Genomic DNA, 22,368 nt, shown 5'->3' on the forward strand with positions numbered 1-22,368 from the left:
GTCTAGAGCGCGTACTGCCCTCATTCCTTTTGGTGGAGAGCTACCGTTGACCGAGCAAATTCACCCGTTGGCCCCGCATCATCTGCCGTTCTATCTCGCGCCGGGAAGCGGCACGGACGTGCTGATGGTGGTGATGGGGATCTTCCTGATCGGCAGCGTGCTCTGGGTCGGTACGCTCTATTGGAAGCTGCACAGCCTCCCCGAACGAATGGCGCACAAGTCGCAGAAGCTGCAGTTCGAGATCGTGGCCGTGCTGGGCATCATCTCGCTCTTTACGCACATGCACATTTTCTGGGTGGCCGGTCTTCTGCTCGCGATGATCGACCTACCGGATTTCGGCACGCCGCTGCGGAGCATCGCAGGCTCGGTCGAGAGAATCGCTGACGCGGCGCCCGGTGAGGGCCGCGAGCCCGAACTGCCAATCCTGCCGCCGGTCGAGAAGCCGATCGTCAAGGGGAAGGAACACAGCCATGTTTGAGCTCATGTTCTGCTCTCTTCTGACCATCCTGCCGGACTACCTCTACCGCCGCTATGCCCAAGGCAAACGTTTCGGCAAAGAGATCACGTTCTTTTCCATTTGGTACGAATTGCGATGGGGCATCACCGGCTGCCTGATGCTCACGATTTCTCTGATCACGATGATCTTCTACTTTCATCCGTCGACGACCTCGGCCACGCTCTATTTCCGCACGGTGCCGATCCTGCCCGAGGGTTCGGGCCGCGTCGCGGAAGTCAATGTCGGCTACAGCGAGGCAGTGAAGAAAGGCGACGTACTTTTCAGGCTGGACAGTTCGAAGCAAAAGGCGGCTTTGGAGACGGCCACTCGCAAGATCGCTGAGGTCGATGCCGCGATGACAAGCGCGGAAAACGACGTGGTCAAGGCCGAAGCGCAGATCCAGGAAGCCAAGGCCAGCCTTCAGCAGGCCAAGGACGAGTTGGACGTGAAGACGGAATTGCAGCGCCGCAACCCCGGCATCGTCCCGCAACGCGATATCGAGAAATTACAGGTCGTGGTCAACCAGCGGCAGGCTGGTGTGGACTCGGCCACTGCGTCCAAGACGTCGGCGACGTTGCGGCTTTCAACCCTGTTGCCGGCTGAAAAAGCGAGCGCCCAGGCGGCGTTGGCCGAAGCGCAGGTCGATCTGGACAAGACCTTCGTTCGCGCCGGCGTCGATGGCCGCGTGGAGCAATTCCTGGTCCGCACCGGTGATGTCGTCAATCAGCTGATGCGGCCGGCCGGCGTGCTGGTTCCGGACGGCGCCGGCCGGCGCGCCTTGCAGGCCGGCTTTGGTCAGATCGAGGCACAGGTGATGAAGGTCGGCATGGTGGCGGAAGCAACCTGCATCTCGAAGCCGTGGGTGATCATTCCCATGGTCGTCACCAGTGTTCAGGATTACATCGCAGCCGGCCAGTTCCGAAGCGGTGAGCAGCTGATCGAGGCGCAGAACGTCGGGCGGCCCGGCACGATCCTGGCCTTCCTTGAGCCCCTCTACAAGGGCGGCCTCGAAGGCGTGACGCCGGGTAGCAGCTGCATCGTCAATGCCTATACCAGCAATCACGAGGAGATATCCGCGAAGGAGACGGGCACGGGTCGGGCCGTCGCTCTGCATGTTGTCGACGGTGTCGGCCTCGTGCACGCCATGCTCTTGCGGATTCAGGCGCTGCTGCTGCCGATCAAGACGCTGGTGCTGAGCGGGCACTGACCGGCTTCGCTTTGGTTTGAATCGCACTTCGGTTCGGCGATGCGCCTCAGTTGAGCCGGTCTGGCATCATGAGCCAGTCCGACCACCCAGCGCATATTCACTATGAGGGCCACATGGTCCCTGCAAAAATGCCGATCTGGCTTCGTTCCTTCATTGTCGCCAGCGCTGTTGTGCTCGTGCTTGGAGCGGGCCTGTTCGGCTACCGCTGGTACTCTCACCCGACGACGCTGACCATCGCGGTCGGGTCGCTGGATGGCGAAGCCACGCGTCTGGTATCGGCGTTGGCGAGCCGGCTTGCCGTGGTGAACGCCCCGGTCCGGCTCAGACTGGTGGAAACGACCAACGCGGTTGATGCTGCCGAGCAGTTTGCGGCGGAAAAGGTCGAGCTTGCTGTCGTCCGCGGCGACGTCGGCGACCTATCGCAGGCGCAGGCTATCGTGGTTCTCGCCCACGCCGTTGTCCTGCTGGTTGCGCCGCCGGGCTCCTCCATTACCGAAATCGCTGGTCTGAAGCGCACCAGCGTCGGCGTGATCGGCGGCGAGATAAATCGCAAGGTCGTCGACGTCCTCAGCGACGAATACGGCCTCGGACGCGCCAACGTGTCATTCCGCAATCTCCAACCGGCAGACGCGCGGCGGGCACTCGATGCCAAGGAGGTACGGGCGATTCTGATCGTCGTTCCTCTTGCCGAAAAGTATCTGGCCCTCTTGCGCGGTCTCTTTCTGCAGACGCCGAAGACCGCGCCGGTCCTCCTTCCCGTCGAGGCGGCTGGTGCCATCGCGGAAAAGCAGCGCGCCTATGAAAGCTTCGATGTCCCGAAGGGCACGTTGCGCGGTTCGCCGCCTGTCCCGAGCGAGGATCTTACCACGCTGCGGGTTTCGTTCTATGTGGTCGCGCAAAAGCAGCTCAGCGCAGAGGTGGCGGGCAGCCTGGCCGACGCGCTGATGAAGGCGCGCAGGGACCTGCTCGGCGAATTGCCGATACTCTCTCAAATGACCGCGCCGAGCACGGATTCGGACGCCTTTCTCGCGGTTCATCCCGGCGCCGCGGCATTCTACAACGGAACGCAGCAGAGCTTTCTGGACGAATGGGGAAACATCATCTTTCTCGCGCCCATGATTTTCGGCGGCCTCATCTCGGTACTGGCGGCTGCCTGGAAATTCCTTCGGGTAGGCGATCCATCGAAGGCCGAACGGGGGCTGGACTTGCTGTATGCGTTGGGTGTGCGGATACGCAGGGCGGAGGCAGTAGCCGAACTGTCCGATATCGAGGCCGAAATCGACCGGGTTCTCCAGGCTCAGCAGGCCAAAGCCGCGGCAGGAGACGAAAATGCGCTCGATGTCACGACCTTGAATGTCGCGGCGCATCGCCTTCAGAGCCTGATTCATGATCGCCGGGTTTTGCTGTCCGCGCTCCCGGGCTCCAGCGCCTGAGCGGCGCGGCCGGATCTCGACCGGATCAAACGTCGGGCCGCCGTGGAATGTATAGCGCGGACTTCGAGAGAGCTCCTTGTTCCTTGATCTTGATCAATAAAGGTCACTGATCGTCCAAGATGCTTGGCCCAATGAGGGTTCAAGGGAGGACGCGATGCTTCGTTGCGGTAGAACTCTGATCGCGATGGTCCTGCTCTTGGCGCCCGTGCCCGCGGCAGCCCAAACTGCGGACACTTCGGCCGCCTCAGGTGCCCAAGCCCAAACGCCGGGTCAGCCGCGGGCGGCTGCCGAAATGCTCAAGCCCGAGCAGCTCGAAGCTCTGGTCGCACCGATCGCGCTCTATCCCGACGAGTTGCTTGCCAACGTGCTGGCGGCATCCACCTATCCTCTGGAAGTCGTTCAGGCCGATCGCTGGCTGAAAGAGCACAAGACTCTGAGGGGTGATGCCCTAAAGACTGAAGTCGAGAAGCAGCCGTGGGATGACAGCATCAAGGCGCTGGCCTCGACTGCTGAGGTCCTTTCCATGATGAGCGACAAGCTCGACTGGACCAAGGTGCTGGGCGACGCGGTGCTCGCGCAGCAATCGGATGTGATGGATGCGGTCCAGCGGCTGCGGACCAAGGCTTATGACAACAAGAAGCTGCTGACCACCACGCAGCAGAAGGTGAGCGTCAAGACCGAGGAAAGCAGGCAGGTGGTCGTGATCGAGCCGGCGGTTCCCGATACGATGTACGTGCCGTACTACGAGCCTGCGACGGTCTACGGCGCGTGGCCCTACACCGAGTATCCACCATATTACTTCGGCTACCCGTCCTACATCGGCGCAGGCGTCGTCGCGGCGGGTCTCGCGTTCGGCACAGCCTGGGCTATCGGTCGCTGGGGCAATTATTGGGGCGGCGGCTGCAACTGGGGTAACCGCAACGTCTATATCAATCACCGCACCACCAACATCGGAACTGGCTGGCAGCACAATCCGTCGCATCGCCAAGGGGTACGCTACAACAACGCCAACGTTCAGCAGCGCTTCGGCAATAGCAATCTGAAGGCCGGCGCCGCCGACCGCATGGATTTCCGCGGCCGCGACGGACAGCAAGTCTTGAAGCCGGGACAGGATCGGCCTGGTGGCGCAGATCGCGCTGGGGATCGTGCGGCAGATCGCGCTGGCGACCGAGGTGGCGACCGTCAAGGCGCCGGGGATCGCGCCAAGGCGGGAGGCGATCGCGCCAAAGGCGGTGGCGATCGCGCGGCCAAGGGCGGTGGTGCCAAGAATGCCGGCGCAAAGAGTGCTGGCCCTAAAGCCGGCGGCGCCAAGGGCGGGGGCGCCAAAGCCGCGAACCGCGGTGGTAGCGGAAGCGTGCTGAACGTGTCGTCGGGCCGCTCGGCGGCCGCAGCATCGGCGCGTGGTCATGCGAGCATGGCGAGCATGGGACCGCGCGGTGGCGGTGGCGGAGGTGCGAGCTTCGCCGGCCGAGGCGGCGGCGGAGGCTTCCAGGGTGGCGGAGGCCGTGGTGGTGGTGGTGGCGGCGGACGGCGTTCCGATATCGCGCTGAAGCATGACGTCGTTCTGCTCGGCCATCTCGCAAGCGGTCTTGGTTATTACCGCTTCAGCTATATCGGCAGCGACAAGGCCTATGTCGGCGTCATTGCGCAAGAAGTCGAGGACGTGAAGCCGGTAGCCGTCACCCGCGGAGCCGACGGCTATCTCCGGGTCTATTACGAAAAGCTCGGTCTGAAATTCCGTACCTATCGCGACTGGCTCGAGAGCGGCGCGCGGATTCCTGGCGAGGTGACGCCATGATGGGTTTGAAGTCGCTTCGTCTCGCCATCTTGCCGGCCATTATTGCGCTTGGGCTCCTGAGCTCGCCATCCCTTGCGCAGCAGTCCTATCCGACACCGGAGGATGCGGCAGGGGCGCTCGCTGCCGCCGTGAAAAGCGGGCCGGACCGGGCCATCCTGAAAGTCCTCGGCAGCGCTGCCGAGGACATCGTTTCCTCCGGCGACGAGGTCGCCGACGTCGACATCCGGAAACGCTTCACCTCGATGTATGATGCGAAGCATGCGATCAAGGCGGAAGGTAACAGGAAGGCAGTGCTGATGTTGGGTCCGGACGACTTTCCGTTCCCGATTCCGCTCGTCAACACCAGGACCGGCTGGGAATTCGATACCGCCGAAGGCCGCATTGAGGTCCTGTATCGCCGCATCGGCCGCAATGAACTCGACGCGATCCAGACCAGTCTCGCCTTTGTCGATGCCGAGAACGAATACGCCGACAAGGATCGCGGTGAGGGTACTGGCGTGTACGCGCAGCGCATCGTCAGCAGCGCAGGCAAGAAGGACGGGTTGTTCTGGCGCGACGACAGCGACCCGAGCCCGCTCGGTGCATTGGCGGCGCAGGCTTCGGCCGAAGGCTACAAGGCCGAGGAGGGGCCGGCGCCCTATCATGGCTACTATTTCCGCATCCTGAAGGGGCAGGGATCGAACACGCCAGGCGGCGCGCTGAACTATATCGTCAACGGCAAGATGATCGGAGGTTTCGCACTGGTCGCCTGGCCGGCCGAGTACGGCAATTCCGGCGTCATGACCTTTCTGGTCAACCATGCGGGCGTTGTCTACCAGAAGGATCTCGGGCCTCGGACCAAGGTCCTCGTTTCCCGCATCAGCGCGTTCGATCCGGACCAGACCTGGAAGAAGCTGGATGGTGTAAAACCCTGAGCGACGCACGCAGATCTTGCGTGGGCTTCTTTGGCGTTTGGCACGCCTCGTGCTGCTCGCACTCCTTATCCCGACGACCCCGTCGTTTGCACAGGCATCCGCGCAGGTCCGGATCAAGATCGTAAAGGCGGGGCTGCTCGTGGGCGGTGGCGCTGGGAGCGGCGTGCTGACCTATCGCGGCCGCCATCATCCGTTCCGCATCAGCGGGGTAAGCTTGGGTTTTACCGTCGGCGCTACCGTTGGGTGGCTCGAGGGCTGGGCTTCAGGCATTCGAGAGGTCAGCGATTTTGCCGGCGCATACAGCTCGGTCGGTGGCGGGGCTGCCCTGATCGGCGGCATCAATGGCGCTCAGCTGCGCAACGACAAAGGGGTCACGATGGTGCTGCAGGGACCAAAAGCCGGGGTGGAATTCGCCGCTAATCTCAGCACAATCATGATCTCTCTGAAGTGAGCGCGCGAAAGGCGGAATGGTCGTGACGGTCCCGTACCGTCATTGCACCGAAGCGGGGGCGGAGACGGGCATTTCCAGCTCGAAAACGGAGCCCCTGACGTCCGATTTGACCAGCCTCAGCTTTCCACCGCACCTTCCGACCAGGTTGGAGGAGATGGCCAGCCCCAACCCCATACCGCCTTGTTTCGTCGTGAAGAACGGATCGAAGATGCGCTCTTGGTGACGGGGTGTGATGCCGGTGCCGGAGTCTTCTACGGACAAATGGACCGTTGCGCCACCATCAAGGCTGGTTTTCATACGGAGCTGTCGTTGATCGGCGGGGACAGAACTCATTGCGTCAAGCGCGTTTTTGCAGAGGTTCAGGACAATCTGCTGAAGCTCAGTGCCGCCCAGAGCGACTGGGGGAATGTTGCCCTGAAACTCCGTAATTACTGATACGCCATTGGCAAGGAGATCGTGCCTCAACAGTCGCAGCGCAAGCTCGGCGACATCCTCGACGTTTGCTGAAGCGCCGCCCTGCGCCGTTTTGATTGTCATCTCGCGAATGTTCGATATGATGTCAGCGGCGCGGCTGCTGTCCGCTTCGATGTCAGACAGGATGTTTTCGAGGTCCTCCAATTCAAGGGGGGCAGCTCGCAGGTGACTGAGGCCTGTCGCAGCATTGAGCGAGATGGCCCCCAATGGCGATCTTAGCTCGTGGGCGATCGCGCCAGTGACCGCGTCGATGCTGAGAAGCCGGTTCGCTCGTTCGCGTCGTTGCAGGGCAATGACGCTGGCAAGGCGCGAATAGATAAACATCGTTTCGATGAGCAATACGGTCAGCAACATGCAACTGCCGACGAGAACGAAACCGCGTGCTGCGTACCAACCGATGGTGAACCGAACCGAGCTGCCGATGATTGCTACCAGAAAGTTCGGCAAGTAGGCGAGCAAAGTCACCATCAGCCAAAGGTCAAGAATGGTGCGCATGCGTGCAAACAAAACGGTGAGAGCAGTCAGATTCCATAGCAAAAGTATCAGGTTGACCTGATTGCCGAGAGGGGTCTGGTGCCTGACGTCGTTCACGTAGAAATTAGGAAGCCATTCGGCTTTCGCGTTCACGATCCACGCCAGTCCTGCCACGGCGGCGCCGATGCACCCGACAACTATTATGATCGCGGCTGTTGCAGGTTTGCCTGGTTTGCCGCCGGCGGTATGATCCTTCGTGAACCCGTAGCCGAAAATCGCCGCGGGGAACGTTGCGTGCCATAGCACGTAAAGCCAAGCGGGGCTGTTCAGTCCATCCCCAATGACACCCGCGGAAGCGTATCCGTTCGGAAAGGCGAGCGTTTGCAAGAATGCGAATGATCCGCTGAAAACGTATCCGCTTGCCAGTGCGAGAAGTGCCCGTTGAGGCTGGATCGAAAATTGAGCAAATAGCAGGGCTGCCGTGATGAACTCGGCCAAGGCCAACGCGGTCTGCAACACTGGAACGAAACCATTAATCTGGCCCAATTGGATCCGGGCGAACGGCGCGATGACCGCTGCAAGGACGATGAGCAAGACGGCGACACCCACCGCCCAGGCCTTTTGACGAGGGGTTGCGGGGATGTTCGCGATGATCAGTGGGAATTCTTGCTCATCATCGTAAGCGGGCTCGGCGGCTGCGTTGGCTGATCGCTGGCTCGCTGGCGCAATGCCCGGCCCTGATGCTGTCGCACCGCCGACAAGTCCCATGAACTTGCGCTGGCTCATGCCGCCTCCGGGCCACGAGACAGCATCTTACTCGTCCCCACGCCCGTTGAAAGCCCGTGAGGGCAGACCAGGTTGAAGCCTCTCCGAGGAACGATCATGAAGCTTTGCGCCGCGTATACACCGGAATCCTGCAAGGACTGTGCGAAGCTTGCTATAGCTTTCCCCAACCTTAATCCACAATAGTGTCGCGCCGGTTCACCGCGCCGGGGATAATCATCCGGATCGTTGCTCGCCGGTTGAGCCGGTAACATACCGGAAATTCGTCATGCGGGGCAATGTGCTGGTGTCGAGTTTGGTTGGTGTAGATTTGAACCTCGATCGATGATTTTGCGGTCTGGATTTCGTCGGCGGCTGCGAGGGCGAGCAAATTGTACGTCGAGCCGAGGCTATTCTGACCGCGGATGTCCCGAGCTATGCGCCGCGCGCTAGCGACGCAGAAAACAATCTGCCAGGACGTCGATTGCCTGTCGCATGGCGGCCGCGCAATTCTTCTCCGTGTGCTTGCGCTATGAAGCTGACCAGCACGCTGGACAAGTCGTAAAACTACTCTCGGAGAGAGGAAGAATGCGCTACCGCACCGCGGCGAATTATCGGCGTGTTGGTGCATCACTTGAGTAAGCTCCCGACCACTCCCTTGCGACGGACCTACTCCAGGTGCCTTGCGCGCAGATCTTGAAGGTCCTTTTTCAATGCCGCCAGATCCAGCCCGCGAGGAAAAGTGAGGCGTCCAGATCGGATCACGAGCCGGACGTACGGATAGCGTTCCTCGGCAAGCATCGGCAAACTGATTTTGTATTTGTGCCAATCTTCAACGATGTGTGCCTGTTGCTCGACGTTGTATGAGTCCCAGGAGTCGCCGGGCGTGTAATCGTAGCCGGCACCGATTGTCTGCGCCCAGAAAGAGCGCGCCATCGTCCAGTTCGAATCGTTGAACGCCTGCCACACATGGGTCATTTCGTGCACGAAGAGGTCGCAAATTCGACCGAAGTTGTCGCACAGGAGGCCGAAGGTGGGGCTAGGAGATGCCAGGTTACTGAACGCGACATTGCCAAGATTGATGGCATACCGCATGCTCGGCACCATGGGATTGCTTCCTCTAAAGAACGGTCCGTCGTTCGTCCACGGTCTTCCGCCTGCTCCCAGGCCATTGGTAATCGCGATCGTCTCCCACGGCGGCAGGGTCGGGCCAAAGACGTTGCGCGCGAAATCCCGTTCGCTGACGTCCAGCACGCGGGCGAAGTCGGGTCGGCTTCCTTCACATGCCGGTGGGATCGGGGCCACTGGGGTGGGCGCAACCGGTGGAATGGGCGCAATCGGCGGGGGAGGCGGCGTACCTGGCGGTAGATAGATGAAGCCGCCTTTCCATCCACCTTTCCCGCCGGTCGTACCGGAAGAAAACGCAAAATTCTGGCGGTCGGGCGATATCGCGCGGCAGCCTACATACTCGGCCAGGTACCAGTTCACCTGCCTTGCGGCTTGTTGGAAATCGCGCTGTTTGACGAGCTTGATGCCCGGAAAATTGAACTCGATGAGGTCCCATGGATCGATGCCGATCCGCTTGGCGAGGGATATCCAAGTCTCGCCTGCCGCCACCGCATGTCGCGTTCCCGCTGGCGGTACGTAGCTTTCGACGACAGGCTTCAAGGGTCTTTCCTGGTTCGGCAATGTAAGGACCTCCCTTGCTGAGTCCTGCAGAACTACCCGATCTTGCCGCCAATATTCATTGGTCGCCGTTACTTTGAGGCGGTTCGATGGTTCCATTCCATTCGGGCCGCGAACAGGTAGGCTAGGGAGGAGCCTCATTCGTAGCTTGGAGGCGTGGACAATCGAACCAGCAATCTCCGCTTTAGCGCCGGCCTTTTGACCTCGAGCCTAGCAGGTCATGCGTGCCGCTGACGCTCACGGTTCCGGAGCACTCGAAACCGCCGAAAATTCCGCAGGAGCCGGTGACCGTGACGCGCAGATCTTTGCGCTGGTACATGTCGACCGAAACGCCCACGCGCGAAAAGTCGTTCGCGCTGTTCGGCAATATCAAGTCGATGTGTTCGGCCGCCCAACGCGGCACATGTGAGTTGCTCTTCCAGAACAGCTCGTTGCCGGCGTGGTGCATGAAGTTCGGCCCGACCGTAAGGGCACCGTCCACGCCCTCGAACACGAAGCCTGTTTCGTCGATGTGCACGTTCACCCGGTCGGGTGCTACTGCGAAATGCAGCGAGGTGATGTCCTGGGGCTGCGGGTCTTTGCCGAATTGCGAGCTGTAGGCATCGCTCCATTGTCCGCGGTCGCGTCCGAGCCCGAAGCCGTGCCGGCCCGGGAGATCCCGCGTTGAGAGTGGCTTGTCGGACAGCTTTGGGCGCCAGATCTCCCGAAACCCCTTGCCGATCGTTGCCGCCATCGACAGATCGAGAGCCCAATGCGACGCCTTTTCCGGGCTTTGCCCTTCGGCGAATGCGTCGAATCCGTCCGTCGTCTTGGCAATGCGCAGCTTCTTGATCAGCTCTTCCCAGTCCTTGGGCAGGAAGGTGACGCCGTCGAGCGTGGTCGTCGCGGCAGCGACACCATACTTCTCGAGTTGGTGTCGGATGTAGGGCTTCTCGTCATAAAGGCGCACATTCGGGTTGGCGCCGGCAAAGTAATTCTTCAAATCGATCTGCGGTCGCAGCATGGTCAATCGCGCCGCGATCTTCCGGTAAGTGTCGGTCGTCGTCGGATCGGTCGTCGTCATGGCGCGCCCTCCGTGGCAATCCTCACCTCAGATTGGTCTCGCCCGAACGGGTTCGGGTTCAATGTCTGCTCGTTCTATGAAGTTGCCGAAGGCCCCATGCCAATTCCGGCAAAAGTCAAACCCCTATTGCCCCAGCACCGATGCAGTTTGAACCCGCCAACTGGAATCGGCGACCACTATGCAGGGGGTACTTTAAGCGGCGAGGATGATCAGATGTCACTGCGAGGCAGGGTATTGGATATACTCAATGGGCCGGCGGTCGCACGCATTCGTTTCCGATTTCCGATCCGCGGCAGCCACGTGACGATTGCGCCGCAAACGTTCCATCACGTCGCCCGCGCGATCCGGTTGGGGCGGGTCACCGTCAGGGCTCCGACGGATCTCGCGGCAGGCGTTGCCGCACAATATAACGATGTGGCGAGAACCAGGGCGGACGGCACAGCGGTCGCTGCGAACACGCTGGAGGTCGTGTCGGCGGCGGGGCGGATGGACGGAGCCTATATCGTCCATGAGAGCCTGCATGCAGCCTACGATCTGTTGCGTACCGGCCTCGACGCCAATGCCGAAGAGGCGTCCGCGTACGTCTGCACGGCGCTCTATTGCCGCATGACCGGCCTCCCGCGGCCGCGCTGGGCCAACGGCCCGATTTACGCCAATGCCGCTGAGGTCGCCAAAACGTTACTGTCGCAATACCAAAAGGGCGATCCTGGCATTCCCTGGGTCGGCGAGAGTGAATGGCGGATGCTGCGCGCCGGCGTGGGCCTTCATCCGGTCTATACCAGCGGACCCGGTGGTATTCTCACCGGATGGCTGCTCGGCCAGCAGTACACCCACGATGGCTGAGTGATGGGCACCTCGCCTGTTTCGGGAGGTAGCAGATCTTCTGGTTCCTTCCGCCACTCCTTCCACGGTGCCCGGCGCACATGAGCGCGTCAGGCGATTAGCAAGCCCAGCTTGCCGACCATCGCAAGCGAGCGTTGAACGCTTTCTCGCGTTGATAGCAGCAGCGGCTCGGCGGGCTTCCTGGCACGATCCTTCTGACCTACCTGGATGGTCGGGCCGAATTTCTCGGTCATTTCGGCCGTGATCTGGTCGATAGTCCGCGTACCATCGAGCAATTGCAGGAAATCCCTGGTTCGGTCGTCCTCCAACTGCACGGTTTGGTGGAGGAGATTGGTGACGAGCGGACCTGTTTGCGCTTGTTTTCGCGCGAGCAGGCTCGCCTGCGGATGCTCGGTCGCTTCCGTCAATAAGAAGGGACGCGACAGCAGGAACGAGACCTCGCCGCTGCAAGCTAGGATAAACATCGCCTCGGTCAACGCCTTTTGGTCATCATCTGCCTGCCCGCCGCCAAGCAGCACTCGCGCCCCATCGAGCAATTCGTCAAATGACAGCGCGCGAGGCCAAGCGCGGCCGAGGCATAGGTGCGCCGCCTTCAAGAGCGAATTGGTCACCGTGATCCTGCTACCGTCCTCATTTTCGAATTCCATCGCTGAATCGTCCGTTACGCAGGCGTCCGGATCAACCGGGCTCGTCGTGCTCAGCAAATAGAACCGGGTGACGAAATCGAGGTCGGTCTGGCGGGAGAGCGAGACGTTGTCGTGGCAGAGCAAGGTACGGCGAAAGCCGTTACCGTCGATAAAGTCCTGATACTGATCGCGTGCCATGAACTCGGTTTCCGGGAAGCGTTGCAACGTCGCGCGTACCTCCTCGGAATAGCCCGCCAGATTGCGTCGCGAGAAATCGGCGTCGCTTAGATATTGCAAGCCATGAGAGCCTGCAAGCTCGACAACCTCGTGCAGCAGGAAGGCCTCGGCGCCTTCGTCGAGATCGTCATGAAACAACAGCTCGTCGGGCGCCTTGAGGACGCGGTTGTACTGATCGCGCATGATCGCGCCGTGAACCGAGTTGGCTTTCGATCCCTCGCTCAAGAACTTCAAGATTGCGCGGGCCTGTCCTACTTTTTCTTTCATGCCGGTGAGGCGGCGGGTGTGATACCGCATCATGTCGCGGACCATGTCGCGCATATGTGAGAACGGGTGCGCATTGTAACTGACGTAGCAGACCCCCTGCGGCGCGAGGTTCTGTTTGAAGATCATCATCATCTTCTCGCGCACCGCCGGTGGCACCCAGGAATACACGCCGTGCGCGATGATGTAGTCGAACCGTCCGAAGCTTGCATCGACATTCATGATGTCGCAGTGGAGAAGCTTGATGTTCTCCAGGCCCAATGTAGCGACATTGTTCTGACCGCGCTCGATCGTCACGCCGCTCAGGTCGACACCGACGAATTCGCTGTTCGGGTATTGAAAGGCCATCGGCAACAGGTTGCCGCCGACGCCGCAGCCAAGCTCCAGCACCCGGCAACGCTCGACCGGCGCCGGCTGCATGCCGTAAACGGCGGCCATGGTAGCAAGATGGTTGGGATGAGTAAGCCCATAAACATGGCCCGGGTAGTAGACCTCGTCGTATGGCGTTGGACCGATGTTTGGGTGACGATGCTCGGTTTGAATGTTCATCGTGCTCAATTCCACGAATATGCGAACTTGTTGTTGTCGATCGAGACACGTGCTTCCTTCACCTCTTCCTTGGCGAGCGACTTGCTGAGGAATTCGCGCGACAGCTCGGGAAGCAGGGTGTTGGTGATGATGTTGTCAATCATTCGCCCACCGGAGTCGGGGTCGTTGCAGCGCGACACAATGTGCTCGACGACCGCGTCGTCATAACCGAAGGTCGCGTTATGATTGTCGCGAAGGCGCCTTCCGATGCGGTCGAGTTGCAAACGCACGATCCCGGACAGCATCTCGTCCGATAGCGGGAAGTACGGTATCGAGACGATGCGTCCGAGCAGCGCCGCTGGGAACACCTTGAGCAACTCCGGCCTTAGCATCCTGGCGAGCTCTTCCGGCTCGTCGCGATACTTTGGATCGCGTGATAGGCCCATGATCATATCGGTGCCGACGTTGGTGGTAAGGATGATCAAAGTGTTCTTGAAGTCGATCCGTCGCCCGTTGCCGTCCTCCATGGTTCCTTTGTCGAATACCTGAAAGAAAATCTCATGGACGTCGGGATGAGCTTTCTCCACCTCGTCGAGCAGAATGACGCTATAGGGCTTGCGCCGGACGGCCTCGGTGAGGCGCCCACCTTCGCCATAGCCGACATACCCGGGAGGTGCGCCTTTCAAGGTCGAGACGGTGTGCGCTTCCTGGAACTCTGACATGTTGATCGTAATCATGTTTTGCTCGCCGCCATAAAGAGTCTCGGCAAGCGCCAGGGCGGTTTCGGTCTTGCCCACACCGGATGGGCCAGCCAACATGAATACGCCGATCGGTTTCGACGGGTTGTCCAGCTTAGCGCGGCTGGTCTCAATTCGCTTGGCGATCATTGTCAGCCCATGGGACTGGCCGACGACGCGGCGGTTGAGGATCTCCGGTAGCTTCAGCACGGTTTCGATCTCGTCGCGCATCATCCGGCCGACCGGGATGCCGGTCCAATCAGAGACAACGGACGCCACCGACTGCTGGTCTACATGGGCATAGACCATTCGCTTTTCCGGATTGATGGTCTCAAGTGTGTCGAACTTGCCGCGCAGCTCCGCGCGCTTGGCAGCCGGATCTTCGCCTTCCTTGGGCCTGGACAGGATTTCACGAATGCTGCGGATGTCCTTGATGAGCTCCTGCTCGACCGCCCAATCGCCATCGAGGTTCGTCAGCTTGTCTTTCAGTGCGGCGATGTCGTTGTCGATCGCGACAATGCGCTCGTTGTCCTCTATCCCAAGGTCGCCGTCGCTGACGAGCGCAGATCTCTCAGCTTCACGAGCGGCAATCGCCACGCGTGCATCCTCGATCAAGGCCGGCGTCGCGCTCTGGCTGATGGCTACGCGTGCCGAGGCTGTATCAAGCAGGCTGACCGCCTTGTCCGGCAACTGCCGTGAAGGAATGTATCGGTGGGACAGGTTGACTGCTGCGACGATCGCAGCATCCGAAATGCGAACGCCATGGTGCTTTTCCATCGGACCGAGAAGTCCGCGAAGCATGATGCAGCAGGTCTCCACATCAGGTTCATCGATCTGGATTGGCTGGAAGCGCCGGGTGAGTGCGGGATCCTTCTCGATGTACTGGCGATATTCCGCCCATGTGGTGGCGGCGATCGTACGCAGCGTGCCACGGGCGAGGGGAGGTTTCAGGAGATTGGCCGCATCGCCGGTACCGGCGGCGCCGCCGGCGCCGATGAGTGTGTGGGCCTCATCGATGAACAAGATGATGGGAGTAGGTGAGCTCTGGACCTCGTCGATCACCGACCGCAAGCGCTGCTCGAACTCGCCCTTCATGGAGGCGCCGGCTTGCATCAGGCCGATGTCGAGTGCGCAGAGCCTTACACCGCGCAGCGGTGGCGGCACGTCGCCGGCGGCAATGCGCTGCGCAAAGCCTTCGACAACTGCGGTCTTGCCGACGCCAGCCTCGCCGGTGAGAATTGGATTGTTCTGCCGCCGACGCATCAACACGTCGATCAGTTGGCGGATTTCTTCGTCCCGGCCAAGGATCGGATCCATTTCGCCCGATTTAGCCTTGGCAGTGAGGTCCTGGGAGAACCGGTCGAGCGGCGTCGTGCCCTTCGGACCAGCTTGGGCCGCGCCTTCCGTGCCGGCGCCAACCAGGCCCGATCCGTCCATCGGCCGCATGTTCTCCTCGTCGGAGCCGGTCCAGACAGCGCGGCGTTCCGCCGCCAGTGCGTCGACGTTGACCTTGGCAAATTCCCGCGAGAGGTTGTTCAGCGCGCGACGAATATCGTTCGATTTCAGGCCGGCAACGAGCAGATGACCGGTGCGGATCTGGGTCTCGCCAAAGAAAAGCGTGGCATAGTGCCAGCCGCGATCGAGCAGATCGATGACCGAATTCGCGACGCCCGGCATGTCGGTCTCGTTCTTAGCAAAGCCGCTGATCACGCCGGCCAGGTCCGACAATAAGCGCGCGCGGTCGAGCTTGTAGTGATCGACCGAGAGGCTGAGATCGTTGCCCTCCTGCTGCAGAATATGAAACAGCCAGTGCGCAAGCTCGACGTTGCGATTGCCGGCGCTCTTTGCGTGGCGGAGGGCCTGTATGAAGGCATCATAGCCGGCCCGGTTCAGCTTGCCCGTTACAGCTTCAATGCTGATGTCGGTCACGGCGGCTCCTCCTGCTCAACTCCTCCGCGGATGCTTGTCATCATGCGGAATTGGCTTCAAATTCCATAGTATTAGGCGATCAGCACTATGGATAGGTTCAAATCGCCGTGGCATTGGCTGCGGCGCTCCGGCGGGATCTCAATCGCTCCCCGAGCTGAAAGCGGGCATCGCGGCGATATTCTTCTGTGGAGGCCCAGTTCGGCGAGACCCAAGAAGTCCATCCAAGTCGACCACTTTGTCCGAGCCTGACCGGTACAACCTCTCCGGCAGGAATGGCGAGCTCTACCTCCCATTCCAATTCGTCGCCGACATAGAAGAAAACGGCGTCGGCCAGTGGCTCCGACAGGTTGGGTGTTTCGGTCGGCAGGAATTGTTCGTACTGAGCAAATGTTCTGACAAAGACCCGAACTCTGATCTTGTCCTCGACGCTGAACACGCGCGAGCCCAGAAGGGCGTCCTGACCGAGCCTCGCATGCGTTCCGCCGAGCCGGCTGCAGTGACTTGGGTCGAACGAGAGCCAAGTGCCGACGAATTCGTCGATCTCGACTTTGACCTCGAACAGTCCTTGCAGGAATCGCGTCAACCGTGATGCACACTTCGCCCTTGGCGCGACCAGTCCAGCGAAGCTGAGCTTCGCCATGTCCGGAACGGTATCGCGATCGGCGAAAACATCGGTGCCCAAGCCGGCGAAGGAGCCGACATAGGCAATGAAGCGATCGTCCGCCGGGCGGTCGTGCTGCGCGATCGGGCGCGCGTCGGCCCAGGCACGAAAGAAGAGTTGCAGGAAGCGCCCGTTAAACAGATCGAGAAAGCGCGGGAAAGCGTCATCCCGCATCAGCCACCAGCTGAGGCTTTCGTCGGTGGTGGCAATGGGCAGGGCGCCCTGCGGGCCCAGGAGGCCGAGAAATTTGACGAGTATCCTGAGCCGGCCACTCTGGTCGTCCACGGCCGCGAGATTCGAGGCGGGAAACTCCAGATAAGGCACTTGGCCGAGGTCGACATATTCGTCGCGGCGCGCGGCACTGTCACCGATCCGCGGTCGATCCGGGTTGGCGCGCTCGAACTGGCGTAACGTATGGAAGAAATCGAAACGCCAGGGCTCGGCCTTCATCTGGTCGATCAGGGTCATAGCGGTCTCCGCGTGCCCATGCGCGGCGGCCATCGCATGATCTCGCCGCGCTCCGGCGTCGAGATGACCGTCTGGGTGAAGGTGTTGAAGCCGGAATAGTCGGCAAAGAAGCGTTCCAGGATCGCCCCGAGCAAGAACACGCCGCTGCCCTCAAATGCCTTCTCGTCGAGTGTGACGATAATCTCCAAGCCACGTGCTGCGCCGCTGCCGGTGCGCTCACGCACGCGTCGCACGATGGGGCGGCTTTCTATGCTGCGCACGCCGCGGATCTTGCGTTCCGTGGCGTCGTCGAATTGGTCGGCGAACAAGGACAGCATCTCGCGCAGCGCTCCGGCGTTCTTGCCGCCACCGCGCTCGACGAGCCCAAGATAGTTGAGGCTGAGCATGTTGATGAGCCGCCAGCTGACAACGCCGCTGTTGACGATTTCGCTGCGGCTGCGCAATTGGGCCACCACCGGCTCGCGCGGCGGCGTCGGACCAGCGACGCACATCAGATCAAGAGATGTGTCGTCCAGCAAACGAAAATCGGCGCCGCCCTGGCCGACCGGCAAGTGCTCCGTGAGATGGCGATTGGAGCAGAGAGCCCGAACGCTCAGTTCGGCGACAGAGCCTTTGCCGCTCAATTCACCGGGCTCGAGCAGTGACAGGAACATGTCCGTCCCGGTGTAGTCTGAGGAGGCGCCGTATGTCTTTTCTTCCACTGTGCGGCGCCGCGGCAAGCGGCGCACAGTGAAATAAAGCCTGTCGGCCGACCCGCCGCTCCGGTCGACGGCGGCCGAATATAGCGGGCGCACGGGGCGCTTATCCTTCTCTGCCGGAAGGTGTGCGTAGACTTCGAGCACCTGGTGCGGTTCGTATTCCAGATAGCGGCTGCGATCTGGCACCACATGGTACTCGTGCGTATTCGACTTGACCGGAATACGATCACTCGTCTTCTCGAACAGATTGATCGCCGGCGCGGTATAGAGCCTGAACGTCTCGGGGCGCACCGAGGCGGCCAATCGTGAACTGTGTTCATCGAATGCGAAGACAATATCGATCGATTTGCTGCGCAGCCGTGACATCACGCCGCGAAGTCCGGTGAGGGTAATGCCGAGGAACTTGCGTGGAAACATGAAATATTCACGCAGCAATTCCGAGCCACGAAAGATCCGGTTATCGTTAGGAAATAGAGACTCATTCTCGTCGAAGCCAATTTGCTGCACGCTGTCATGGGGGGCACGAGTCACCACCGGATCGCCAAAGTCGTCGAGATGCCGGAAGTAGACCCCCCTGCAATTCGAGATCAACTGCTCGTAAAGCGCGATGGCGTCGGATTCCGCACCGGACAGGTAGATCGGAAGCTCGCTCACGCGGCAGCCTGCGAACCACGTTTCCGGCTTGGTCCGAGCCTCCGCGTCCGGCGGCTCGTCCTCGAGCCGGGCCGCACTACGATGGGTCAACGATAGCCTCAGCCCCGCGATGACGTCACTGCCGATCGGGATACCAAGCGCCTGCAGAGCGCCCGCCGTCGAGAAATACTCGGCGCTTGTGACGTCAAATGGCCAGAGCACGATGTCGCGGCAAAGTCGAAACCGGCAGGAAAGACTTCGCTCTCTCTCGCGATAGGTCGCGTCGAAATAGGCGCCGCGCGCGATCTTCCTGCCGTCACGCAGCGCCGGGTCGGCATAGGGTGGCCGTGCGGTCACCAGCATGGCCGAAGGTGTCGGCGCAAGATAGTTCGGTACCAATTGCTCGAGCAGGTTTGCAGTGAATTCCGGGAACTCGTGCTTGAGCTTGAGTTGAACGCGGGCGGCAAGAAAGGCAGCGCCTTCCAGCAGTCCCGTGATCATCGGGTCCGAGCGGTCTCGGATCAGGCCGCCGAGGCGCTCTGCGATACCTGGATATTCTTCGGCGAAATCTCCCGCCTGCTCGTACAGCAATGACAGTTCACGATTGTAGAAATCGAGGAATTCGCGATTCATGCTAAAGTCGATTGATCTGGATGTCGCCGCTGTCGAGATCGACGTCGGCGACAAATTCCACGGGGACGTTGAGCGGCTCAGCTTTGAGGTCGGCGTGAACGATGAAGCGCAGCTTCAGCTGCTCAGGGCCGACCGAGCCGTCGCGACGAACCCGAATCGTCTTGCGGTCGAGTCTGGGTTCGTAGGTCGCTAGCGTCTCGCGCAACGCGTCGGTGAGTTCGTCGTCCGTAACCTCGTCGATCGAGCGGTGGGCGATATCGGGGAAGCCGTAGTTCAAGATCGATCTCCGGACGCAATCCCGGTCGCTCAGATCCAAAGTCGATTCCAGAGCAATGGTATTGAGAAGGGCTTCTAGGTCATGAGAGATTTCCCGCCGCAACAGCGTTTCCGAGATCGGAAAGCGGCCGGCGCTACGCCGTCCGGCAATGACCCGTTCACCGAATTCATCGCGCAAATTGAGCTTCTTGCGCGCATCGCGAGCTTCATGAGCCAAGCGAAAGGCCAGCATTAGCGGGGGAGAGAGACGATCCCTCTTTGGAGTAATGGTCATTTACCTTCCCCAAGATGCCGGGCCCGCTATGCCCTTCCGCGGAGCATCAGCTGGTCTCCAGGATGGTTGTCGCCTCGGCAGGCGGTCGTGCTCGTAACCGCTCCCGCCGAGACGTCAACGCAATCGCACCGTGCGGCGCCGGCTCAGCTAATCGCAACCAACGCCAAGCAGAAGCCGACGATCAGGCCCATTCCTTGTTGGCGGGAACGTCCCAGCCAAACACCGGCGCCGCTCCAGCGCCGCCTTTTTCCGTCTGGGTCTTGTACGTCATCTTGACCTTGGCGAAATTCAGACTCACGTTTTCAGTGAGGCGATCTTCGCCGTGCGATCCGCCCGTCGATACACTCGTGACCAGAATGTGCTTCATCTCGATCTTGAGATACTCCAGCGGATTTTCACCCGCCTTGCGCACCGTGAGGATCGCCGTATCAATGTGCTTGCCGTTCGCACAGACTTTGAAAAGCTCCGGCGTGGCCTTGTCGACGAAGTGCGTGAAGTGCAGGTCCTGGATGCTGACCTTGCCGGCACCGCCGCCCGAACCGCTGTGGAAAGTGCCTGACTGGCTCTCGCCGAAAGACCAGCTCAAAATATCGATTTCGTCCTTGTGCTTGTCGTCCAGCGACTCGCCCTTAATCGGATCGAGTTTCAGGAAAATGTCGACAGCCATAGCATAGTCCTTTCAAATTTCTGCATGTTACGGTTGCGATGCTGCGGCGTCAGGAGCCGGGGCCGGGAAGGCGCGAAACCAGACTGAGGCCGACGTCCATCGCCTCCAACTGAAAGTGTGGACGAAGAAAGAAGCGCGCGTTGTAATATCCCGGGTTCTCCTCGTTTGCTATGACCTCTACCTTCGCAGCGGCCAGCGGCTTGCGCGCCTTCTGAGCTTCTGACGACAGGGCTGGATTGGCATCAACGTACTCGTTGATCCAGGTCTGCAGCCAGACCGTCAGCTCATCCTTCTCCTTCATGGATCCGATCTTGTCGCGAACCATGCACTTCAGATAGTGCGCAAAGCGAGACACAGCGAACATGTAGGGCAGTCGTGACGACAGGTTATCAGAGGCGGTGGCATCCACGCCTTTCTCGCCGAAATACTTCTTCGGCTTGTAGAGCGACTGAGCGCCGATGAACGCCGCCTTGTCGGTGTTCTTGCGATGGATCAGCGGGATGAGGCCCGCCTTCGCAAGTTCGTGCTCACGGCGATCGCTGATGGCGATCTCGGTCGGGCATTTCAGGTCGACGCCGCCGTCATCGGTCGGGAACGTGTGCGTCGGCAGGTTGATAACTTCACCGCCGGACTGCACACCGCGGATGCGCGTGCACCAGCCAAACTCCTTGAAGGCGCGGTTGATGTTGACGGCCATTGCGTAGGCGGCGTTGATCCAGCCGTATTTGTCGCCGGTGTGTCCGTCCGTCTCCTCTTCGAAGGCGAACTCTTCCACGGGCTCCGATTTCGCGCCGTAGGGGAGGCGGCCGAGCGCGCGCGGCATGCACAGGCCGAGATAGCGCGAGTCGTCCTGATCGCGCAGTCCCTTCCATGCGGCATATTCCGGCGTGTCGAACACCTTGCCGATGTCCCGAGGGTTGGACAGCTCGGTCCAAGAGTCCATTCCCATCAGCGTCGGCTCGGCGCCGCTGAAGAAGGGGGCGTGTGCGGCGCCGGCGATCTTGCTGAGATCGCGGAGCAGTTGCACATCGGTGGGGAGGTGACTGAAATAATAGTCGCCGATCAGGCAGCCGAAAGGCTCGCCACCCAGCTGGCCGAATTCATACTCATAGATCTGCTTGAAAAGGGGGCTTTGGTCCCAGCGTGCATCGGGATAAAGCCGCAGATTTCGATACAGCTCGTTCTTTGAGACGTTCATCACCCGGATTTTCAGGTTGGCGTCGGTCTCGGAATTGAAGACGAGGTAGTGGAGACCGCGCCACGCACTTTCGATTGCCTGGAACTCAGGTGTATGAAGAATCTCGTTCATTTGCGCGGTCAGCTTCTGGTCGATCCGCGCGATCATCTCCTCGATGGTGTCGAGGACGTCCGACTTTATGACGCTTGTGTCCTTCAACGCCTCTTGAACGAGCGTGGATACGGCGTTTTCGACTTCGGTCGCTGCACGTTCAGTGCGCGGTTTGAAGCTTTGCTTTAGCAGGCTGGTAAACTCATCAGCTTCGACGGTTTTGACTTGGGTAGGGCTCTCTGTGTGAACAGCTTCTTTTGCCATGGTCCCCATTCCTTCCTTAGCTCTCGGTGCCAGGTTCGCTCGACTGGCTTGTCGCGCGTTCCCGCAGCGCTGCCATCAGTTGAGGATCGGCGAGAAGTTTTTTCAGCTGGTCCTCGGCGGCCACCTTGCCGTCCATGTAGCGCAGCAGGTTGGCGAGTTGTTCGCGTGCCTCGAGCAGCTTGGCGGTGGCCGGCACCTGGCGGGCGACTGCCACCGGAGTGAAGTCTGCCATCTTGTTGAAGCGCAAGTTGACCGAGATCTTTTCGTCGGAACCATCGCTGAGGCGATTGGCGACGCGCGCCGTCACGCCGGGCTGGATTGCGGCCATGCGGTTGTCGAAATTGTCCATATCGAACTCGAGGAACTTACGCTCCTCGACCTTCGACTTCTCGATGCCGGGGTTGTTGCCGGAGAGGTCGGAGAGGACGCCCATGACGAACGGCAGCTCGATCAGCCGCTCGGCATCGTAAGGATCCTCGTATGTTATGTGCACGCGTGGTGCGCGGTTTCGTCGAATGAATTTTTGACCGCTGTCAGTAGCCATGGTTCCCCTCCCTGCGAAATCGCATCAGAAGCCAAATTGC

At 60.6% G+C, this 22,368-nt stretch carries 19 protein-coding genes; 7 read left to right on the forward strand and 12 right to left on the reverse strand.

The features are described 5' to 3' along the window. Positions 1 to 46 precede the first annotated feature (46 nt). The 6 genes from IVB07_RS15400 to IVB07_RS15425 all read left to right on the forward strand — a co-directional run bounded on the left by IVB07_RS15400 (position 47) and on the right by IVB07_RS15425 (position 6,299). Positions 47 to 478 carry a hypothetical protein gene (locus IVB07_RS15400; protein ID WP_231190719.1) on the forward strand — a complete coding sequence of 144 codons (432 nt, stop codon included), beginning with the start codon at positions 47 to 49 and terminating at the stop codon, positions 476 to 478. Then, the gene (locus IVB07_RS15405) at positions 471 to 1,703 is read left to right on the forward strand and encodes a biotin/lipoyl-binding protein (protein WP_247362291.1); all 1,233 of its coding nucleotides are present in this window, start codon (positions 471 to 473) and stop codon (positions 1,701 to 1,703) included. Before IVB07_RS15400 ends, IVB07_RS15405 begins: the two co-directional genes overlap by 8 nt. Positions 1,704 to 1,816: 113 nt before the next feature. Then, positions 1,817 to 3,136 carry a TAXI family TRAP transporter solute-binding subunit gene (locus IVB07_RS15410; RefSeq protein WP_247767804.1) on the forward strand — a complete coding sequence of 440 codons (1,320 nt, stop codon included), beginning with the start codon at positions 1,817 to 1,819 and terminating at the stop codon, positions 3,134 to 3,136. Positions 3,137 to 3,290: 154 nt separating this feature from the next. After that, the gene (locus IVB07_RS15415) at positions 3,291 to 4,934 is read left to right on the forward strand and encodes a DUF3300 domain-containing protein (RefSeq protein ID WP_247368051.1); all 1,644 of its coding nucleotides are present in this window, start codon (positions 3,291 to 3,293) and stop codon (positions 4,932 to 4,934) included. Further along, entirely contained in the window at positions 4,931 to 5,848 is a 918-nt protein-coding gene (locus tag IVB07_RS15420; protein ID WP_247362297.1) for a DUF2950 domain-containing protein, read from the forward strand. Before IVB07_RS15415 ends, IVB07_RS15420 begins: the two co-directional genes overlap by 4 nt. A 49-nt stretch (positions 5,849 to 5,897) precedes the next feature. Next, positions 5,898 to 6,299: a hypothetical protein gene (locus IVB07_RS15425; protein ID WP_247362300.1), complete on the forward strand. Its 402-nt coding sequence runs from the start codon at positions 5,898 to 5,900 to the stop codon at positions 6,297 to 6,299. Positions 6,300 to 6,338: 39 nt separating this feature from the next. On the opposite strand, the gene IVB07_RS15430 is transcribed toward IVB07_RS15425, so the two are convergent. From IVB07_RS15430 to IVB07_RS15445, 4 genes are all read right to left on the reverse strand, one after another. Continuing rightward, positions 6,339 to 8,033, reverse strand: coding sequence for an MASE4 domain-containing protein (locus IVB07_RS15430; RefSeq protein ID WP_247362303.1), 1,695 nt, complete (start codon positions 8,031 to 8,033; stop codon positions 6,339 to 6,341). A gap of 169 nt (positions 8,034 to 8,202) precedes the next feature. Further along, positions 8,203 to 8,400, reverse strand: coding sequence for a hypothetical protein (locus IVB07_RS15435; RefSeq protein WP_247362306.1), 198 nt, complete (start codon positions 8,398 to 8,400; stop codon positions 8,203 to 8,205). Between the two features lie 278 nt (positions 8,401 to 8,678). Continuing rightward, positions 8,679 to 9,677, reverse strand: a complete 999-nt coding sequence (locus IVB07_RS15440; protein WP_247362309.1) for a hypothetical protein — start codon at positions 9,675 to 9,677, stop codon at positions 8,679 to 8,681. Positions 9,678 to 9,879: 202 nt separating this feature from the next. Next, on the reverse strand, positions 9,880 to 10,758 hold the full coding sequence (locus IVB07_RS15445; RefSeq protein WP_162496436.1) for a hypothetical protein: 879 nt from the start codon (positions 10,756 to 10,758) through the stop codon (positions 9,880 to 9,882). Positions 10,759 to 10,992: 234 nt separating this feature from the next. Between IVB07_RS15445 and IVB07_RS15450 the strand changes: the two genes are divergently transcribed. Next, entirely contained in the window at positions 10,993 to 11,601 is a 609-nt protein-coding gene (locus IVB07_RS15450; RefSeq protein ID WP_231190730.1) for a hypothetical protein, read from the forward strand. An 89-nt stretch (positions 11,602 to 11,690) separates the two neighbouring features. On the opposite strand, the gene IVB07_RS15455 is transcribed toward IVB07_RS15450, so the two are convergent. The 8 genes from IVB07_RS15455 to tssB all read right to left on the reverse strand — a co-directional run bounded on the left by IVB07_RS15455 (position 11,691) and on the right by tssB (position 22,328). Next, positions 11,691 to 13,277, reverse strand: coding sequence for a class I SAM-dependent methyltransferase (locus tag IVB07_RS15455; RefSeq protein WP_085383663.1), 1,587 nt, complete (start codon positions 13,275 to 13,277; stop codon positions 11,691 to 11,693). Between the two features lie 5 nt (positions 13,278 to 13,282). After that, on the reverse strand, positions 13,283 to 15,922 hold the full coding sequence (tssH, locus tag IVB07_RS15460; protein WP_247362313.1) for a type VI secretion system ATPase TssH: 2,640 nt from the start codon (positions 15,920 to 15,922) through the stop codon (positions 13,283 to 13,285). Between the two features lie 97 nt (positions 15,923 to 16,019). Continuing rightward, entirely contained in the window at positions 16,020 to 17,084 is a 1,065-nt protein-coding gene (gene tssG / locus IVB07_RS15465) for a type VI secretion system baseplate subunit TssG (protein ID WP_018457638.1), read from the reverse strand. Then, positions 17,048 to 19,015, reverse strand: coding sequence for a type VI secretion system baseplate subunit TssF (gene tssF / locus IVB07_RS15470; protein WP_247362314.1), 1,968 nt, complete (start codon positions 19,013 to 19,015; stop codon positions 17,048 to 17,050). Before tssF ends, tssG begins: the two co-directional genes overlap by 37 nt. A 1-nt stretch (position 19,016) precedes the next feature. Further along, positions 19,017 to 19,565 (reverse strand): type VI secretion system baseplate subunit TssE, encoded by a 549-nt coding sequence (tssE, locus tag IVB07_RS15475; protein WP_026233415.1) that lies wholly within the window; start codon positions 19,563 to 19,565, stop codon positions 19,017 to 19,019. 181 nt (positions 19,566 to 19,746) lie between these two features. Beyond that, positions 19,747 to 20,232, reverse strand: coding sequence for a type VI secretion system tube protein Hcp (locus IVB07_RS15480; protein WP_018457635.1), 486 nt, complete (start codon positions 20,230 to 20,232; stop codon positions 19,747 to 19,749). A 49-nt stretch (positions 20,233 to 20,281) separates the two neighbouring features. Continuing rightward, positions 20,282 to 21,784, reverse strand: a complete 1,503-nt coding sequence (gene tssC, locus IVB07_RS15485; RefSeq protein WP_204511553.1) for a type VI secretion system contractile sheath large subunit — start codon at positions 21,782 to 21,784, stop codon at positions 20,282 to 20,284. A gap of 16 nt (positions 21,785 to 21,800) precedes the next feature. Then, complete coding sequence (gene tssB / locus IVB07_RS15490; RefSeq protein WP_026233414.1) at positions 21,801 to 22,328, reverse strand: type VI secretion system contractile sheath small subunit; 528 nt, start codon at positions 22,326 to 22,328, stop codon at positions 21,801 to 21,803. Positions 22,329 to 22,368: the final 40 nt, after the last annotated feature.

It is taken from the genome of Bradyrhizobium sp. 172, assembly GCF_023101065.1.
Classification (GTDB): Bacteria; Pseudomonadota; Alphaproteobacteria; order Rhizobiales; family Xanthobacteraceae; genus Bradyrhizobium; species Bradyrhizobium canariense_D.

What these genes read in the sequence shown, in the direction of transcription:
- IVB07_RS15405 (WP_247362291.1), top strand. Translation starts at nt 471, where the DNA reads ATGTTTGAGCTCATGTTCTGCTCTCTTCTGACCATCCTGCCGGACTAC.
- IVB07_RS15410 (WP_247767804.1), top strand. Translation starts at nt 1,817, where the DNA reads ATGGTCCCTGCAAAAATGCCGATCTGGCTTCGTTCCTTCATTGTCGCC.
- IVB07_RS15415 (WP_247368051.1), top strand. Translation starts at nt 3,291, where the DNA reads ATGCTTCGTTGCGGTAGAACTCTGATCGCGATGGTCCTGCTCTTGGCG.
- IVB07_RS15420 (WP_247362297.1), top strand. Translation starts at nt 4,931, where the DNA reads ATGATGGGTTTGAAGTCGCTTCGTCTCGCCATCTTGCCGGCCATTATT.
- IVB07_RS15430 (WP_247362303.1), bottom strand. Translation starts at nt 8,033, where the DNA reads ATGAGCCAGCGCAAGTTCATGGGACTTGTCGGCGGTGCGACAGCATCA.
- IVB07_RS15445 (WP_162496436.1), bottom strand. Translation starts at nt 10,758, where the DNA reads ATGACGACGACCGATCCGACGACGACCGACACTTACCGGAAGATCGCG.
- IVB07_RS15455 (WP_085383663.1), bottom strand. Translation starts at nt 13,277, where the DNA reads ATGAACATTCAAACCGAGCATCGTCACCCAAACATCGGTCCAACGCCA.
- tssG (WP_018457638.1), bottom strand. Translation starts at nt 17,084, where the DNA reads ATGGCCGCCGCGCATGGGCACGCGGAGACCGCTATGACCCTGATCGAC.
- tssF (WP_247362314.1), bottom strand. Translation starts at nt 19,015, where the DNA reads ATGAATCGCGAATTCCTCGATTTCTACAATCGTGAACTGTCATTGCTG.
- tssE (WP_026233415.1), bottom strand. Translation starts at nt 19,565, where the DNA reads ATGACCATTACTCCAAAGAGGGATCGTCTCTCTCCCCCGCTAATGCTG.
- IVB07_RS15480 (WP_018457635.1), bottom strand. Translation starts at nt 20,232, where the DNA reads ATGGCTGTCGACATTTTCCTGAAACTCGATCCGATTAAGGGCGAGTCG.
- tssC (WP_204511553.1), bottom strand. Translation starts at nt 21,784, where the DNA reads ATGGCAAAAGAAGCTGTTCACACAGAGAGCCCTACCCAAGTCAAAACC.
- tssB (WP_026233414.1), bottom strand. Translation starts at nt 22,328, where the DNA reads ATGGCTACTGACAGCGGTCAAAAATTCATTCGACGAAACCGCGCACCA.